At 66.9% G+C, this 14,708-nt stretch carries 14 protein-coding genes; 4 read left to right on the top strand and 10 right to left on the bottom strand.

Annotated elements, in window-relative coordinates; translation table 11 throughout:
• Positions 1 to 75: 75 nt before the first annotated feature.
• Complete coding sequence (murU, locus tag C662_RS12385) at positions 76 to 768, bottom strand: N-acetylmuramate alpha-1-phosphate uridylyltransferase MurU (RefSeq protein WP_002929495.1); 693 nt, start codon at positions 766 to 768, stop codon at positions 76 to 78.
• Positions 769 to 785: 17 nt separating this feature from the next.
• Positions 786 to 1,826, bottom strand: a complete 1,041-nt coding sequence (locus C662_RS12380; protein WP_002929492.1) for an aminoglycoside phosphotransferase family protein — start codon at positions 1,824 to 1,826, stop codon at positions 786 to 788.
• A 326-nt stretch (positions 1,827 to 2,152) separates the two neighbouring features.
• Here C662_RS12380 and C662_RS12375 point away from each other — a divergent pair, with 326 nt between their 5' ends.
• From C662_RS12375 to rsmA, 4 genes are read left to right on the top strand one after another with little or no spacing between them, the layout of a single operon-like run.
• A complete protein-coding gene (locus C662_RS12375; protein WP_002929491.1) occupies positions 2,153 to 4,495 on the top strand; it encodes an LPS-assembly protein LptD in 2,343 nt (780 codons plus the stop codon).
• Positions 4,496 to 4,541: 46 nt separating this feature from the next.
• Complete coding sequence (locus C662_RS12370; protein WP_002929490.1) at positions 4,542 to 5,858, top strand: peptidylprolyl isomerase; 1,317 nt, start codon at positions 4,542 to 4,544, stop codon at positions 5,856 to 5,858.
• Positions 5,855 to 6,865: a 4-hydroxythreonine-4-phosphate dehydrogenase PdxA gene (gene pdxA / locus C662_RS12365; protein ID WP_002929488.1), complete on the top strand. Its 1,011-nt coding sequence runs from the start codon at positions 5,855 to 5,857 to the stop codon at positions 6,863 to 6,865. Before C662_RS12370 ends, pdxA begins: the two co-directional genes overlap by 4 nt.
• Before the next feature lie 34 nt (positions 6,866 to 6,899).
• Complete coding sequence (rsmA, locus tag C662_RS12360) at positions 6,900 to 7,715, top strand: 16S rRNA (adenine(1518)-N(6)/adenine(1519)-N(6))-dimethyltransferase RsmA (protein ID WP_002929487.1); 816 nt, start codon at positions 6,900 to 6,902, stop codon at positions 7,713 to 7,715.
• 79 nt (positions 7,716 to 7,794) lie between these two features.
• Here rsmA and C662_RS12355 read toward each other — a convergent pair whose 3' ends face one another.
• From C662_RS12355 to C662_RS12320, 8 genes are all read right to left on the bottom strand, one after another.
• A complete protein-coding gene (locus tag C662_RS12355; RefSeq protein ID WP_002929486.1) occupies positions 7,795 to 7,986 on the bottom strand; it encodes a YgaP family membrane protein in 192 nt (63 codons plus the stop codon).
• A 137-nt stretch (positions 7,987 to 8,123) separates the two neighbouring features.
• Positions 8,124 to 8,813, bottom strand: coding sequence for a Crp/Fnr family transcriptional regulator (locus tag C662_RS12350; RefSeq protein WP_002929480.1), 690 nt, complete (start codon positions 8,811 to 8,813; stop codon positions 8,124 to 8,126).
• Between the two features lie 4 nt (positions 8,814 to 8,817).
• On the bottom strand, positions 8,818 to 9,582 hold the full coding sequence (gene xth, locus C662_RS12345) for an exodeoxyribonuclease III (protein WP_002929478.1): 765 nt from the start codon (positions 9,580 to 9,582) through the stop codon (positions 8,818 to 8,820).
• Positions 9,583 to 9,694: 112 nt separating this feature from the next.
• Entirely contained in the window at positions 9,695 to 10,102 is a 408-nt protein-coding gene (locus C662_RS12340; protein WP_002929475.1) for a helix-turn-helix domain-containing protein, read from the bottom strand.
• Positions 10,099 to 10,383, bottom strand: a complete 285-nt coding sequence (locus C662_RS12335; protein ID WP_002929474.1) for a type II toxin-antitoxin system HigB family toxin — start codon at positions 10,381 to 10,383, stop codon at positions 10,099 to 10,101. Before C662_RS12335 ends, C662_RS12340 begins: the two co-directional genes overlap by 4 nt.
• A 94-nt stretch (positions 10,384 to 10,477) precedes the next feature.
• Entirely contained in the window at positions 10,478 to 12,568 is a 2,091-nt protein-coding gene (locus tag C662_RS12330) for a M3 family metallopeptidase (RefSeq protein ID WP_002929473.1), read from the bottom strand.
• A 117-nt stretch (positions 12,569 to 12,685) separates the two neighbouring features.
• The gene (locus C662_RS12325) at positions 12,686 to 13,462 is read right to left on the bottom strand and encodes a DUF2189 domain-containing protein (RefSeq protein WP_002929472.1); all 777 of its coding nucleotides are present in this window, start codon (positions 13,460 to 13,462) and stop codon (positions 12,686 to 12,688) included.
• 240 nt (positions 13,463 to 13,702) lie between these two features.
• On the bottom strand, positions 13,703 to 14,638 hold the full coding sequence (locus C662_RS12320; protein ID WP_002929471.1) for a phosphoribosylaminoimidazolesuccinocarboxamide synthase: 936 nt from the start codon (positions 14,636 to 14,638) through the stop codon (positions 13,703 to 13,705).
• Positions 14,639 to 14,708 lie beyond the last annotated feature (70 nt).

The raw sequence follows: 14,708 nt of genomic DNA, 5'->3' as shown, positions 1-14,708 counted from the left end.
AAGCCGCGAGGGGTTGGAGGCGCGAGTGCTTGTCGCAAGCTCGAAAAGCTCGCGGCTTGCGCTGCTCCGGCGGGGTCAAGCGTGGCGCTGTCCAGTGGTGAGGAGTTCGCGATCCAGTTCTGCCAGCCGCTCGGGAGTGCCGACGTCGACCCAGCGGCCGCAGTGGTGCTCGCCGCGGACGCGGCCGGTGTGCATGGCGCGGCGCAGGAGCGGGCCGAGCTTGGCTGGCGCGGGGTCGGGCAGGGCGGAGAATAGGGCGGGGTGGTAGGCGCCCAGGCCGGAGAAGGTCAGGCGTGGTGCGCGGTCGTCATGGATAAGGCCGTGACCATCAAGATGGAAGTCGCCGTCCGGGTGGTGTGCCGGGTTGTCGACGAGCAGCAGGTGGGCGAGCGCACCGTCGCCATCCAGGCGCCGGGCGGCCGCGCGCAGGGCGGCGAGGTCGGCGTCGCAGAAGACGTCGCCATTGACCACGACGAAGGGCGCATCGCCCAGCAGCGGCAGCGCATGGCGGATTCCACCGGCGGTTTCGAGCGCAGCGGCCTCCGGCGACCAGGCGATGCGCACGCCGAAGGCCGCGCCGTCGCCCAGCGCGTCCTCGAGGCGGAAACCCAGATGGGCGTGGTTGATCACCAGCTCGGTGAAACCGGCGGCGCGCAAACGCTCGATGTGCCAGACGATCAGCGGTTTGCCACCCACTGCCAGCAGCGGCTTGGGCGTGTGATCGGTGAGTGGGCGCATGCGCTCGCCGCGGCCGGCGGCGAGGATCATGGCTCGGGTGCTTGCCATCAGAAGGTGTAGCCGATCTGGACGTCTTCGGGCTCGAGGCGGTCGAGCAGCTTGAGCAGCGGGCCGAGGTCGCGCCAGCGCTTGCAGGCGCGGCGCAGGTAGTCCATCACCAGCGGCATGTCGGCGAGGTAGCCGTCCTTGCCGTCACGGTGGTAGAGGCGGGCGAAGATGCCGAGGACCTTGATGTGGCGCTGCACGCCCATCCATTCGAAGTCGCGGTGGAAGTCGGCAAACTCGGCGCGTACGGGCAGGCCGAGTTTTTTCGCTGCTTCCCAGTAGCGGATCAGCATGTCGAGGATGAACTCTTCGTCCCAGCGGATGTAGGCGTCCTTGAACAAGGACACCAGGTCGTAGCTGATCGGGCCGTACACCGCGTCCTGGAAGTCGATGACGCCCGGGTTGGCGCCGAGACCGGCGGTGGGCTCGAGCAGCATCAGGTTGCGCGAGTGAAAGTCGCGATGCACGAACACCTGGGGCTCGGCGAGGTTGACCGCGAGGATCTTCTCGAAGGTCTCGTCGAGCATGGCGGCCTCGGCCTCGCTCAGGCTGATGCCCTTGTGGCGAGCCACATACCAATCGGGGAAGAGCTGCATCTCGCGCAGGAGCAGGCTGCGGTCGTATACCGGCAGCACGCCGGGGCGGCTGGCGCACTGGATCGCTGCAAGGGCACCGAGCGCGTCGGCGTAGAGATGGGCTGCGCGCGGGCAGTCCGGCGCCTCGCCCGCCGAGCGCTGCAGCGCGGCCAGATAGGTGGTGGAGCCGAGGTCGGAGAGGAGGAGGAAGCCGCGCTCGAGATCCTGGGCGAGCACCTCGGGCACATGGGCGCCCGCGCTGCGGAACAACTCGGCAACGTGCAGCCAGGGGCGCACGTCTTCCTGGGCGGGCGGGGCGTCCATGACGATGCGCGTGGGGCCGCCGTCGGCAAAGCGGGCGCGGAAGTAGCGGCGGAAGCTGGCGTCGGCCGAGGCGGGCTCGAGTTCGAAGTCACGTCCGGGCTGGGCGTCGGCAAGCCAGGTCCTTAGCTGTTCTAGACGTTGCAAGCGGGTTCTCCGTGGGGGTTCGTGTACAATCCATGAGTTTATCAATACGCTGGTTCGGGTGGGCTGCCGCACATTGCGAACGACGGGAAGGCTTGGGCTTGATGGCTCCGAATACGCGCATTCGTCTGATTCCACTGTTGTTGCTCGGCATGTCCGGAGCAACCTTCGCCCAAGGGCTACCGCCGCTTCTGGTCTCGCCCGACCTTCTGCGTCCGGCGCCCGCTCGTGTGGTGGCGCCCGTACCTGCTAAGGATACGCAGCGGCCTGCTCCGGTCGAGGCTCGCCCACAGGCTCCGAGTCCGGCTGCAGGCCAGGCAAGTGCAACGGTGCCGCAGGTGACGGTGGAAGAACGTAGCCTGCCTGCCGCCGTGCCGCAGACGCAAGCCGTCGCGCCCGAGCAGGCCGAGACCCCGCGCGCGCGCCAGGCTCAGCCCGCGGATGCACCCGCCGCTGCCACGGTGCCGCTGGGCGCGGTGGCGAAGCTGCCTGCCGGAACGACCGCGGTCAGCGCGCTGCGCATCCTGGGAGCGCGTGGCATCGAACTGGTCGCCGAGGGCGAGGCCGAACTGCAGCGCGACGATGTGTTGCTCACGGCAGATCGTGTCACGTACCGCGAGCCGACAGACGAGGTGCTGGCCGAGGGTAACGTGGTGATGCTGCGTGGTCAGGATCGTATCGAGGGGCCGCGTGCGACCCTGGTCGTCGGCGACCAGGTGGGCAGTTTCGAATCGCCGCGTTACGTGCTGTCGCGCGAGCAGGGGCCGCGTGAGGCGGGTGGCGAGGCGCGCCCGGTGGCCGGCAGTGGTGCCGCCGACCTGCTGCGTCTGGAGGGCGAGAACCAGTACAGGCTCGAGAACGCCACGTGGACGACCTGCCGCGCCAATGACCCCGACTGGTACATCAAGGCGCGCGACCTGCAGCTCGACTATGACCGCGAGGTGGGCACTGCTCGTGGTGGATCGGTGGTGTTCATGGACGTGCCCTTGTTCTGGATGCCGTGGGCCGAGTTTCCGCTCAATGGCCAACGCCAGTCCGGCCTGCTGCCGCCGACCTTCGGGTCGTCCAACAAGACCGGTGTCGACTTCACGCAGCCCTACTATTTCAACTTGGCACCCAACTACGACGCCACGCTCGCGCCCCGCATCATGAGCCGGCGCGGCCTGCAGCTGGGCGGCGAGTTCCGCTACCTGGGCGAGGACTACCAGGGTACGAGCCGGGTCGAGTGGATGCCCAAGGATAACGTCACCGGCGAGGAGCGCCGTCTGGGTGCGCTGCAGCACCAGCACCGCATTGCGCCCAACCTGTATGGCACGGTGGACCTCAATGCGGTATCCGACGACAGTTATTTCGAGGATCTGTCCTCCCGCATCGGTGTTGCGTCCCGGGTCAACCTGCTGCGCGAGGGGCGTCTGATCTATACCGGCGGCTGGTGGACGGCATCGGCGCTGGCGCAGAGCTACCAGACGCTCAGCCCCGATCCTGAATCGAGGAACAGGTCGCCGTATCGCCGCCTGCCGCAACTGCGCCTCGATGCCGCACGCGCAGACCTTCCCGGCGGCGTGAGCGCGGTACTCAATACCGAGTACGTGCATTTCGCGCACGAGGATGCACGGCGTGACCGCGACGAGGCGAGGCGCTTCACCGCCTATCCCCAGGTCTCGCTGCCCATGACGGGAGCCGCCTGGTTCGTGACGCCAAAGGCTGGCCTGCACTACACCAGCTACGACATCGACCGCTCGCCAGCGGATGCTGGCATGAAGACCTCGGTGACACGCTCGCTGCCCATCGTTTCGGTCGATTCCGGCCTCTTCTTCGAGCGTGACACGAACCTGTTCGGCGGTGATTACCTGCAGACGCTCGAGCCACGGCTCTATTACCTGCGCGTGCCCAGCCGCAAGCAGGACGAGATCCCGCTGTTCGACACCAGCCGCTTCGACGTCGGCTTCGCGCAGCTGTTCTCCGAGAACCGCTTCTCGGGCAGCGACCGCATCGGCGATGCCAACGACCTGACCGCCGCGGTAAGCACGCGCCTGATCGAGTCCGATACCGGCATCGAGCGCCTGCGGGCGGTGGTCGGCCAGCGCTACTATTTCTCCGATCAGAAGGTGTCGCTGAACTCGGGCGACACCCTGCGTCCCTCGGGGCAGGGGGCCGAACTGCTTGCGGGCATCGGCGGGCGTGTCACGCGCACGGTCTCGGTCGATTCCTATGTGCAGTACAACACCGACAGCGGGCGCAGCGAACGCATCAATGCCAGCGTCCGTTACCAGCCGGATTTCGCCAAGGTGCTCAACCTGAGCTACCGCTATGCGCCCAGCCTGCGCATTGCCGACAGCATCGTCGGCCTCGAGGACGTCGACGTCTCCGGCCAGTGGCCGCTTGGGCGGGGCTGGTATGGCGTGGGCCGGGTGACGCATTCGCTCAAGGACAACCGCGTGACCGAAGCCATCGGCGGGCTGGAATACAACGGCGGCTGCTGGGCATTCCGGATTGCGATGCACCGCTTCGCGATCGACGAGAGCGACGTGACCAAGGCCGTCTTCCTGCAGCTCGAGCTCAACGACCTTGCCAGCATCGGCTCGAATCCGGTCAGCCTGATCAAGCGCAGCGTGCCCGGCTATGGCAAGATCAACGACTCTTCGGCGGACCGCGTCTTCGGCGTCGATTGAGCGCCGCAGCCCCTGCCAGTACATGCGAACCCCATTGCAAATGACCATGAATCGCCTAATTTCCCGCACCCGTAGCGCCCTCGTCGTCACCCTCGCCGCGGCTGGCCTGGCCTTGCCGGCCCATGCGCAGACGCGTGCGGTCGAGGTCGATCGCATCATCGCGGTCGTCAACAACGAGGTCATCACCGCCTTGCAGCTACGCGCCCGCGTGGAGCAGGCCGAGCGCCAGCTGCGCCGCCAGGGCGTCGAGCTGCCGCCCACGGAAGTCCTCGAGCGCCAGCTGCTCGAGCGTCTGATCGTCGAGCGTGCGCAGGTGCAGTTGGCCGAAGAGACCGCGCTGCGGGTGGACGACACCACGCTCGAACGCGCGATCGAGCGCATCGCCGGCAACAACAACATGTCGATGGAACAGTTGCGTGCGGCGCTCGACGCCGACGGCGTCGCCTGGGGCCGTTTCCGCGACGAGATCCGCACCGAGATCCTGCTCACCCGCCTGCGCGAACGCGAGGTCGATAGCCGCATCGTGGTGACCGACGCCGAGATCGACAATTTCATCGCCAACAACCCGGATGCCTTCTCGGGTCAGGAGTTCGCCGTCGCCCACATTCTGCTGCGTACGCCGGAAGGCGCTTCGCCGCAGCAGGTGGAGGTGGTGCGTGCCCGTGCCGAGCAGGCGCTTGTACGCCTGCGCTCGGGCGAGGATTTCGGCCGTGTGGCGGCCGAGATGTCGGACTCGCCCGATGGCCTGTCGGGGGGCGAGCTCGGCTGGCGCCCGCTGGACCGTCTGCCGGCGCTGTTCGCCGATGCGGTTCGCGGCATGAGCCCGGGCGAGACCTCGCCGGTGCTGCGCAGCGCGGCGGGGCTTCACATCGTCCGCCTGGTCGATCGGCGCGGCGGTGGCATCGATACCGCACAGCAGCTTGAACAGACGCGCGCACGCCATATCCTGGTGCGCACCTCCGAGGTGCTCGATGACGCCGAGGCCGAGGCTCGCCTGCTCGCGTTGCGCGAGCGCGTGGTCAATGGCGCCGACTTCGGTGATCTGGCCAAGGCCAACTCGGCCGATCTTTCCGCCGCCAGCGGTGGTGACCTGGGCTGGCTGAACCCGGGCGACACCGTGCCCGAGTTCGAGCGTGCGATGAATGCGCTGCAGCCGGGCGAGGTGAGCGCACCGGTGCGCTCGCCCTTCGGCTGGCACTTGATCCAGGTCGTGGAGCGCCGCGTGCAGGACGTCACCGACGAGCGCAAGCGCAATGCAGCACGCATGGCCTTGCGCGAGCGCAAGGCCGAGGAAGGCTACGAGGACTGGCTGCGCCAGTTGCGCGACAGTACCTACGTCGAGCTTCGCCTGGAGCGCGAGTGACACTGGCACACTCCGCGCCCCTGATCGCCGTCACCAGCGGCGAGCCGGCCGGCGTCGGGCCCGAGCTGTGCGCACGACTGGCCGAGCGGCCGTGGTCGGCGCGCCTCGTGGTGCTTGGCGACATCGAACTCATCCGTGAGCGGGCCGCGATGGCAGGGGTCCGGGTCGTGCCGCGCCCCTTCCGTGCCGACGAGGCGGCCGTGGCCGGCACGCTCGATGTACTGCACCTGCCGCTTGCCCGTCCCGCGCGCGCCGGCGCCCTCGATCCGGCCAATGCGGCTCATGTGCTGGCGCTGCTCGACCGCGCGATTGCCGGCTGCGTGCAGGGCGAGTTCGCCGCCATGGTCACCGCCCCGGTGCATAAAGGCGTGATCTGCGAGGGGCTGGGTGCGCGCGACTCCCTGCCGTTCAGTGGCCACACCGAATACCTCGCCGAGCATACCGGCACGCCGCGTGTGGTGATGATGCTGGTCGGTGGTGGCCTGCGCGTCGCGCTCGCAACCACCCACCTGCCGCTGGCCGCGGTGCCGGCGGCGATTACCCCCGACCTGCTCGAGCAGACGCTGCGCATCGTGCACAGCGACCTCGTCCGTCACTTTGGCATCGCCAGCCCGCGCGTCCTGGTTGCTGGGCTCAACCCGCACGCGGGTGAGGGTGGGCACATGGGGCGCGAAGAGATCGAGGTCATCGAGCCGGTGCTGGCCCGCCTGCGCGGCGAGGGCATGCACCTGGTCGGCCCCTTGCCGGCAGACACCTTGTTCGTGCCGCACACGCTCGAGCGTGGCGATGCGGTGCTGGCGATGTACCACGACCAAGGCCTGCCTGTGCTCAAGCACGCCAGCTTCGGCGGCGGCGTCAATGTGACCCTGGGACTGCCGATCATCCGCACTTCGGTGGACCATGGCACTGCACTCGACCTGGCCGGCAGTGGCCGCGCCGACGCGGGCAGCCTTTTTGCCGCCGTTGAACTCGCGACTGCCATGGTGGCGGCGCGCGCGGCGGCCTGACCCGCGCCACGCGCCGGGCCGCAAGAGAAGAGACATGCACGACCACGAGACCGACGGCCACCGTGCCCGCAAGCGTTTCGGCCAGAATTTCCTGTCCGACCCCAACATCATCCGCAAGATCATCGACGGCATCCGCCCGCAGGCCGGCGAACTGATGGTCGAGATCGGCCCCGGACTGGGCGCGATGACTGCACCGCTGATCGAGCGTCTGGGCCATCTGCACGTGGTCGAGATCGACCGCGACCTCATCGCCCGCCTGCATGAGCGCTACACACCTGCGCAGATCACGGTGCACGAGGGTGATGCGCTCAAGTTCGACTTCGGTAGCCTGTGTGCCGGGCTTGCCGCAGATGCGGGGCCCGCGCTGCGCATCGTCGGCAACCTGCCGTACAACATTTCGACGCCCATCCTGTTCCACCTCGCCGGCTTTGCCGATCGCGTCAGGGACATGACCTTCATGCTGCAAAAGGAGGTGGTGATGCGCATGGTGGCCGAGCCGGGCACCGAGGAGTACGGCCGGCTTTCGGTAATGCTGCAGTACCGCTTCCGCATGGGACGCTTGTTCGACGTGCCGCCAGGCGCGTTCCGGCCGGCGCCGAAGGTGATGTCGAGCATCGTGCGCATGGCGCCGCTGCCTGTCGATCAGCTCGGTGCGCAGGACGAGGCGCTGCTCGGCCGCATCGTCACTGCGGCCTTCGGTCAGCGCCGCAAGACGCTCAAGAACACGCTGCGCGACTTCGTAGGCGACGCCGACTTCGAGGCCCTGGGCATCGATGGCAGCCTGCGCGGGGAGCGGCTGTCGGTGGCGCAGTTCGTCGCCATCGCCAATCACTGCAGCGCCAGGGGCTGAGACCGCAGCGCCGCCGCGCTGCGCCTACGCAATGAAAAAAGCCGGGTTACCCCGGCTTTCTGATGTGATGCGAAGTCGATTACTTCTTGCTGAGCGGGCAGGTGTTGAGGCCGATCAGCGTGTAGGCCGGGCACCAGCCCATCAGGCCGGTCGCCAGCGGCAGGATACCGATCCAGGCCCACACCGGCCCGCCGAACAGGGCCCAGGCGATCAGCGCGATGCCGACCAGGATGCGCAGGATCTTGTCGATGCCGCCAACGTTCGTCTTCATGAGGTTCTCCTTGCTGCAGATGGGTGAGTGGCGTCATTGGACCATGGGCGCATGACCCCGGTCTGTAACCGAGGTTACATAGCGCCCACTTCCATGCGACAGATCCACGCGGCCAAGGTGCCCGTATCCAGTCCGCATCAACCCGGCTTGGCGGAGCCGTCCGCTGCCAGCCTGCGCAGTCCCGTCGCGTCGAGTATCTCGATCTGCTCGCGCCCCAGGCGTACCAGGCCCTGTTCGGCGAATCCCTTCAGCAACCGGCTCACGATCTCGCGCACGCTGCCAAGTTCGTCGGCGAGGTGCTGATGCGTGGTGTGGATCGTGCGGCCCTTGCCGAGCAGCAGGGCGGCCAGGCGCTGGTCGAGCTTGCGGAAGGCGACCTCCTCGATGAGCTGCATCAGGTTGGCGATGCGCTCGGCGAAGAGGTGGAACACGAAGTCGCGGAAGGCGCGCTCACCCAGCATGGCGTCGAACACTGGCTTGGGCAGCAGCATCAGCTCGGTATCGGCCTCGGTGACACCGCGCGCGTTGTAGTCCTCGTGGCCGAGCAGGCAGGACGACGAGATGATGCAGGTCTCGCCCGGGCCAACGCGATAGAGCGGAAGCTCGCGCCCGTTGGGTGCGCACTTGCTTACCCGCACCGAGCCCTCGACCACGAAGGGGAAGCCCTCGCAGGCCTGGCGGTCGTCGAACAGCATCGCCCCTGCAGGCACGCGCATCCATTGCGCGCTCCGCAGCAATTGCTCGCGCGCGGGCGCAGAGAGCTCGGCCAGGACCGGGTAGCGTGCGTCGAGCTGGGCAGCAGCGCTCGGGGATGGACGGAGGCTCATCGGTTCAGGCCAGCGCCAGCACGACCGGTGCATGGTCCGAAGGCCGCTCGAGTCGGCGTGGCTCCTTGTCCACCACGCAGCTCAGGCAGTGCTCGCGCAATGCGGGCGACACCAGCAGGTGGTCGATACGGAGGCCGAAATTGCGGCGGAAGGCCATCATCCGGTAATCCCACCACGAGAACGCGCGCTCGGGTTGTTCGAACAGCCGGAAGGCGTCGATCAGGCCAAGGTCCTGCAGCGCGCGGAAGGCGGCGCGCTCGGGCTCCGACACGTGGATCTCGTCCTTCCACTCCGGATGGGCGTCGCGGTCCTCGGGGGCGATGTTGAAGTCGCCCGCCAGCACCAGGCGCTCGTGCGTCTTCAGCTCCTCGCGCAACCATTCGGTCAGCGCGGCGAGCCAGCGCAGCTTGTACTCGAACTTGTCCGAACCCACCGCCTGGCCGTTGGGAAAGTAGCCGCATACCACGCGCACGCCGTTGATGGTGGCGGCGATGATGCGCTTCTGCTCGTCCTCGAAGCCGGGGATGTTGCGCACCACAGTCGCCTCGTCGATCGGCTGCGGGCTGAGGATGGCGACGCCGTTGTAGGTCTTCTGGCCGATGAAGACGGCGTGGTAGCCGGCGGCCTCCAGATCAGCGACCGGGAAGGCCTTGTCTTCGAGCTTGAGTTCCTGCAGGCACAGCGCGTCGGGCTTGTTTGCCGCCAGCCAGTCGAGGACATGCGGCAGGCGGACCTTCAGCGAATTGACATTCCAGGTGGCGATCTTCATGCAAGCCTTTTGGTATTGAACTGGGGAGTGCCAGAGGGTCGTCGGACCCGAGGGCGATGCCGAAGGGCGATGGGGAGAGACCTGGCTTCGAGCATCCTCGAAGCCATTTGCCTCAGGCGGAGAACACTTCCATCGGGACCTTGAAGCGCTCCGATAGGGCCTTGACCTGACGCAGGTTGAGCCCCCGTTTGCCTGCCAGGATCTCGGAAACGACCGACTGCGTGCCAACCTCGGGCAGGTCACTTTGGCGGATGCCGTGCTCGGCCATCAATTCGCGCAGCAGCTCGGACGGCGGCAACGCCGGCCAGGGATGGACGCGCGCTTCATACTCGCAGATCCGGTCGGCCACGATCGAGACTAGGCCGAAGATCGGGTGCGCCTCGTTTTCGCCGAACTGCTCGAAGGCTTCGTCGACGAAGGCCAGCAGCTCGGCGTAATGCGCTTCGTCGCGGATCGGTGCGGACAAGCCGAGGGCGTCGTTGATGGCGGCCCAGGGGGCGAGGACGTCCGTGACGCTCATTTCCAGTCTCCTTCGTCGTAGTCGGCGTGCGTGAGCACGGCCTTCACCCAGACCAACTGGGGCTCGAAGGCGATTGCCGCGATCAGGCGATACTTGTTACCGCCGATGTTGAACACATAGCGCCCGCCGACCTTGTCGACACCACGAAACGTGGCGCGCAAGGCTGCGAAGTGCGGGTAGTGGCCTTTCTCGATCAGCTGCCGAAAGGCTTGCAGGAGCGCCTCGGCATCGGGATGGCGTATAGAGAAGTCTCGCAGCGCCTTGTTCGAGATCAGTTTCATCAATGCAAGAGTATCGCAACTTGCTATTTATTGCAAGTTGCGATAGTGGTGCTTGCTCACCGAGTCGATATGCCTGAATCTCCGCTTCCGGCCTTCATGCCTGCGCCACCATCCCGCTGTGGCGCAGCAGCGCGTCGACCCTGGGCTCGCGACCGCGGAAGGCCTTGAAGGAGTCGAGCGCCGGTCGGCTGCCGCCGACGGCGAGGATCTCACGCCAGAAGCGTTCGCCGGTCTCGGGGTCGAGCAGGCTGCCCTTGCCCGCACCGGCTTCCTCGAAGGCCTCGAAGGCGTCGGCCGACAGCACCTCGGCCCACTTGTAGCTGTAGTAGCCGGCCGCGTAGCCGCCGGCGAAGATGTGCGAGAAGCTGTGCGGGAAGCGGTGCCAGGCGGGCGGTATCATCACCGCCACTTCGCGGCGCACTTCGTCGAGCAGGGCCATGACGCGCTCGATCGGGACGGGACCCGAGGAGGCATCCACCTCGCCGTGCAGGCGCAGGTCGAACATCGAAAACTCGAGCTGGCGCACGGTCTGCATGCCGCTCTGGAAGTTCTTGGCGGCGATCATCTTGTCGTAGAGTGCGCGCGGCAGCGGCGCGCCGGTGTCAACGTGGGCGGTCATGCCTTGCAGCACGTCCCATTCCCAGCAGAAGTTCTCCATGAACTGGCTGGGCAGTTCGACGGCGTCCCACTCGACGCCGTGGATTCCGGACACCGCCAGTTCGTCCACCTGGGTGAGCAGGTGGTGCAGGCCGTGGCCGCACTCGTGGAACAGGGTGAGCACGTCGTCATGGGTGAAGGTGGCCGGTTTGCCGCCGACCGGGCCGGGGAAGTTGCACACCAGGTAGGCCACCGGCGTGTCGCTGCCCCAGGTGTTGCGGTGGCGGCTGCGCGCCGAGTCCATCCACGCGCCGCCACGCTTGGTGCTGCGCGCGTGCAGGTCGAGGTAGAAGTGGCCGACGAGTTCCGGTCCGTTTGCACCGTCCTTCTCGATGCGGAAGAAGCGTACGTCCGGGTCCCAGGTGGGCGCTTCGTCGGGCAGGATGTCGACGCGGTAGAGCGCGCGGATCACGCCGAACAGGCCGTCGAGCACCTTGGGCTCGGGGAAGTATTGCTTCACCTCCTGGTCGGAATAGGCGTAGCGCGCCTGGCGGAGTTTTTCGGCGGCGTAGGCCACGTCCCAGGGTTCGAGCGTATCGAGGCCGAGCTCGGCCCTGGCGAAGGTCTTGAGTTCTTCCAGGTCCTTCTCGGCAAAGGGCTTGGCCTTGGCGGCGAGGTCGCGCAGGAAGCCGAGCACCTGTTCCGGCGTGTCGGCCATCTTGGGAACCAGCGACACCTCGGCGAAGTTGCGATAGCCGAGCATGCGGGCCTCTTCATCGCGCAGCGCAAGGATGCGTCCGATCAGCGGGCCGTTGTCGAGCTCGGGCTTACCCAGCTCGGAAGCGCGGGTGGCGTAGGCGCGGTACATGCGCGCACGCAGTTCGCGGTCGTCGGCGTACTGCAGTACCGGCAGATAGGAGGGCATCTGCAGGGTGAACTTCCAGCCCGGCTTGCCCTCGGCCTCGGCTGCGGCGCGGGCGGCCTGGCGGGCATCGTCCGGGATCCCGGCAAGGCCCGCCTCATCGCTGACCCACTCGGCGTGGGCGTTGGTGGCGTCGAGCAGGTTCTCGGAGAACTTGGCTGCGAGCTGGGACTGCTCTTCCTGGATTTCCTGGAAGCGGGGCTTCTGGTCATCGGGCAGTTCGGCACCGGAGAGGCGGAAGTCGCGCAGCCCGTGCTCGAGGATGCGCTGGCGCACCGGCGACAGGGTGGCGAACTCGGGGCTGTCGTGCAGTGCCTTGTACTTCTCGAACAGCGCCAGGTTCTGACCGACCTCAGCGTAGAAGCGCGAGATCTCGGGCAACATCGCGTTATAGGCCTCGCGCCACTCGGGCACGTCGAACACGCTGTGCAGGTGGCCGACCACGCCCCAGGCGCGGCCGAGGCGCTCGCCGGCCTCGTCCATCGGGCTGACGAAGCCGTCCCAGGTGGGGGTGCCCGGGTCGGCGGTGAGGCGCTCGATCAGCGCGCGGTTCTCGTCGATCAGACTGCGGATGGCAGGCTCGACATGTTCGGGCTTGATGTCCTCGAAGCGCGGCATCGCGGAGAAATCGAGGAGAGGATTGGCTGCGGTGCTGTCGTTCTGCATGGGAATCGTGGGCAATCCAGGGTTGGTTGATGCGGACTATTGTGCCGTAAAAATTGCTGCGGGCGCCGCTATGGGCGCCCGCAGCAATCTCAATTGACCTGCTGTTGGTTGTCGTACTTACTTCTCGATCAGGTCACGATACGCATGCCAGCTCGCGTGGCCAAGGAGCGGCAGCAGGATGACCATGCCGATCATCATGGTTGCAAAGCCCACCAGGACGAGCGCGACGATGATCGCTGCCCATAGCGCCATCGTGTCGAAGTTCACCTGAACTGCCCGCAGGCTGGTCATGGCTGCGGTTACGCTGTCGACGTCACGATCCATCAGCATCGGAATGGCGACGGCGGACAGTGCGAACACCACGGCAGCCAGCGTGCCGCCGATCACCATGTAGGCGAACACGAAGTACAGGTTCTCGCCCGACATGAAGACGCTGCTGAGAAAGCCCGAGACTTCGGCGAGGTCGCCCCGGAAGAACAGTGCGAAAAGTATCGCCGACAGGCGCTCCCAGGCGATCAGCGCGAGCGCGAGGAAGACCCCGAAGTAGGCGATGCTGTCAGCGTGTCCGCGCAGGCCCCTCATCGAGTCCATGAAGGAGGCCCGTTCGCCGCGCTCGTGCCGGCGTGAGACCTCGTAGAGACCTGCCGCCGCGATCGGGCCGACCAGGAAGAAGCCTGAAATGGCCGCTGTGAACAGATAGGGCATGTCGGCGGCGAAGGAGAGTATCAAGTACCCCATCGCAGCGAGCACGACCCCGTAGGGCAGGCTTGCGCCGAGGTTGTCGCGCATATCTTCCCAGCCCAGCTTCAACCACTGCAGGGGGCACGAACGGTCGACATGGCGAACGTGTGGCAGGTGGAAATGCTGCTCCAGCGAGTTTGACGAGTGGTCCATGGCTGTCTCCCTGTGGTGTGCTGCGAGGGGTGCGCTGTCGCTCCGGCGCCCACGAGGGCGTCTCGGGCGGCAGGCTGACTCTTAGAGTAGGACAGAATCGTCGAGTTCGCGAATACGAGTTGTTCCTGTTCCATCCCGGCGGCCGTCGTTCAAAAGCGTGGGGCCCGCCCGCACACGCTTGCGGACGGGCCCCACGGGGCTGCTGCAATCGGGCTGGAACAGCGACCCGGCCCGCTGCGCTCAGGCCAGGGTGCCGCCGGTCAGGCGCTCGTAGGCCTCGCGGTACTTGCCTGCGGTGTGCTCAATGACCTCGGCCGGCAGCCGGGGGCCGGGCGCGGTCTTGTTCCAGTCGAGCGTTTCGAGGTAGTCGCGCACGTACTGCTTGTCGAAGGACGGTGGGCTGATGCCTTCGCGGTAGCTGTCGGCGGGCCAGAACCGCGACGAGTCTGGGGTGAGCGCTTCGTCGATCAGGTGCAGCGTGCCCGCGGCGTCGATGCCGAACTCGAACTTGGTGTCGGCGATGATGATGCCGCGGCTTGCAGCGTAGTCTGCTGCTTCGGAGTACAGCGCAATCGCTGCTGTGCGCGCTTCCTCGGCAAGTTGCGCACCGGTCTTGCCAGTGCCGGCGAGCGCGTCCTTCAGCATGGCGTCGCAGCGCGCCTGTGCCTGCTCGAAGGAGATGTTCTCGTCGTGCTCGCCCATGTCCGCCTTGGACGAGGGTGTGAAGATCGGTGCCGGCAGTTTTGCCGCCTGTTGCAGGCCCGCCGGCAGCGCGATGCCGCAGATGGCGCCGCTGGCCTGGTAGTCTTTCCAGCCCGAGCCGATCACGTAGCCCCGCACCACTGCCTCGATCGGCAAGGGCTTGAGGCGCTTGACCACCAGTGCGCGCCCGCGCACCTGGTCGCGCTCGTCCGCCGCCACCACCGTCTCGGGGTCGATGCCGGTGAGCTGGTTGGGCAGGATGTGGCCGAGCCTGTCGAACCAGAAGTTGGCCAGCGCCACCAGCACGCGGCCCTTGTCCGGGATCGGGTCGGGAAGGATCACGTCGAAAGCAGACAGGCGGTCGCTGGTCACGATCAGCAGCTTGTCGGCATCGACGGCGTAGATGTCGCGCACCTTGCCGCGGCCGAGTAGCGGCAGGCTCTTGATGGAAGTCTCGAAAATAGGCGTCGCCACGGTGGGGCCTCGGGTTGCTGGCAAAGCCGGGATTATAGGGGAGGGGCGCTCACTTTCGTGATTGTGGAAG

Source organism: Thauera sp. 28 (assembly GCF_000310145.2).
Lineage (GTDB): Bacteria > Pseudomonadota > Gammaproteobacteria > Burkholderiales > Rhodocyclaceae > Thauera > Thauera mechernichensis.
Note: the sequence above shows the minus strand (reverse complement) of the source record. Positions and strands in the feature narration are given on the sequence as shown.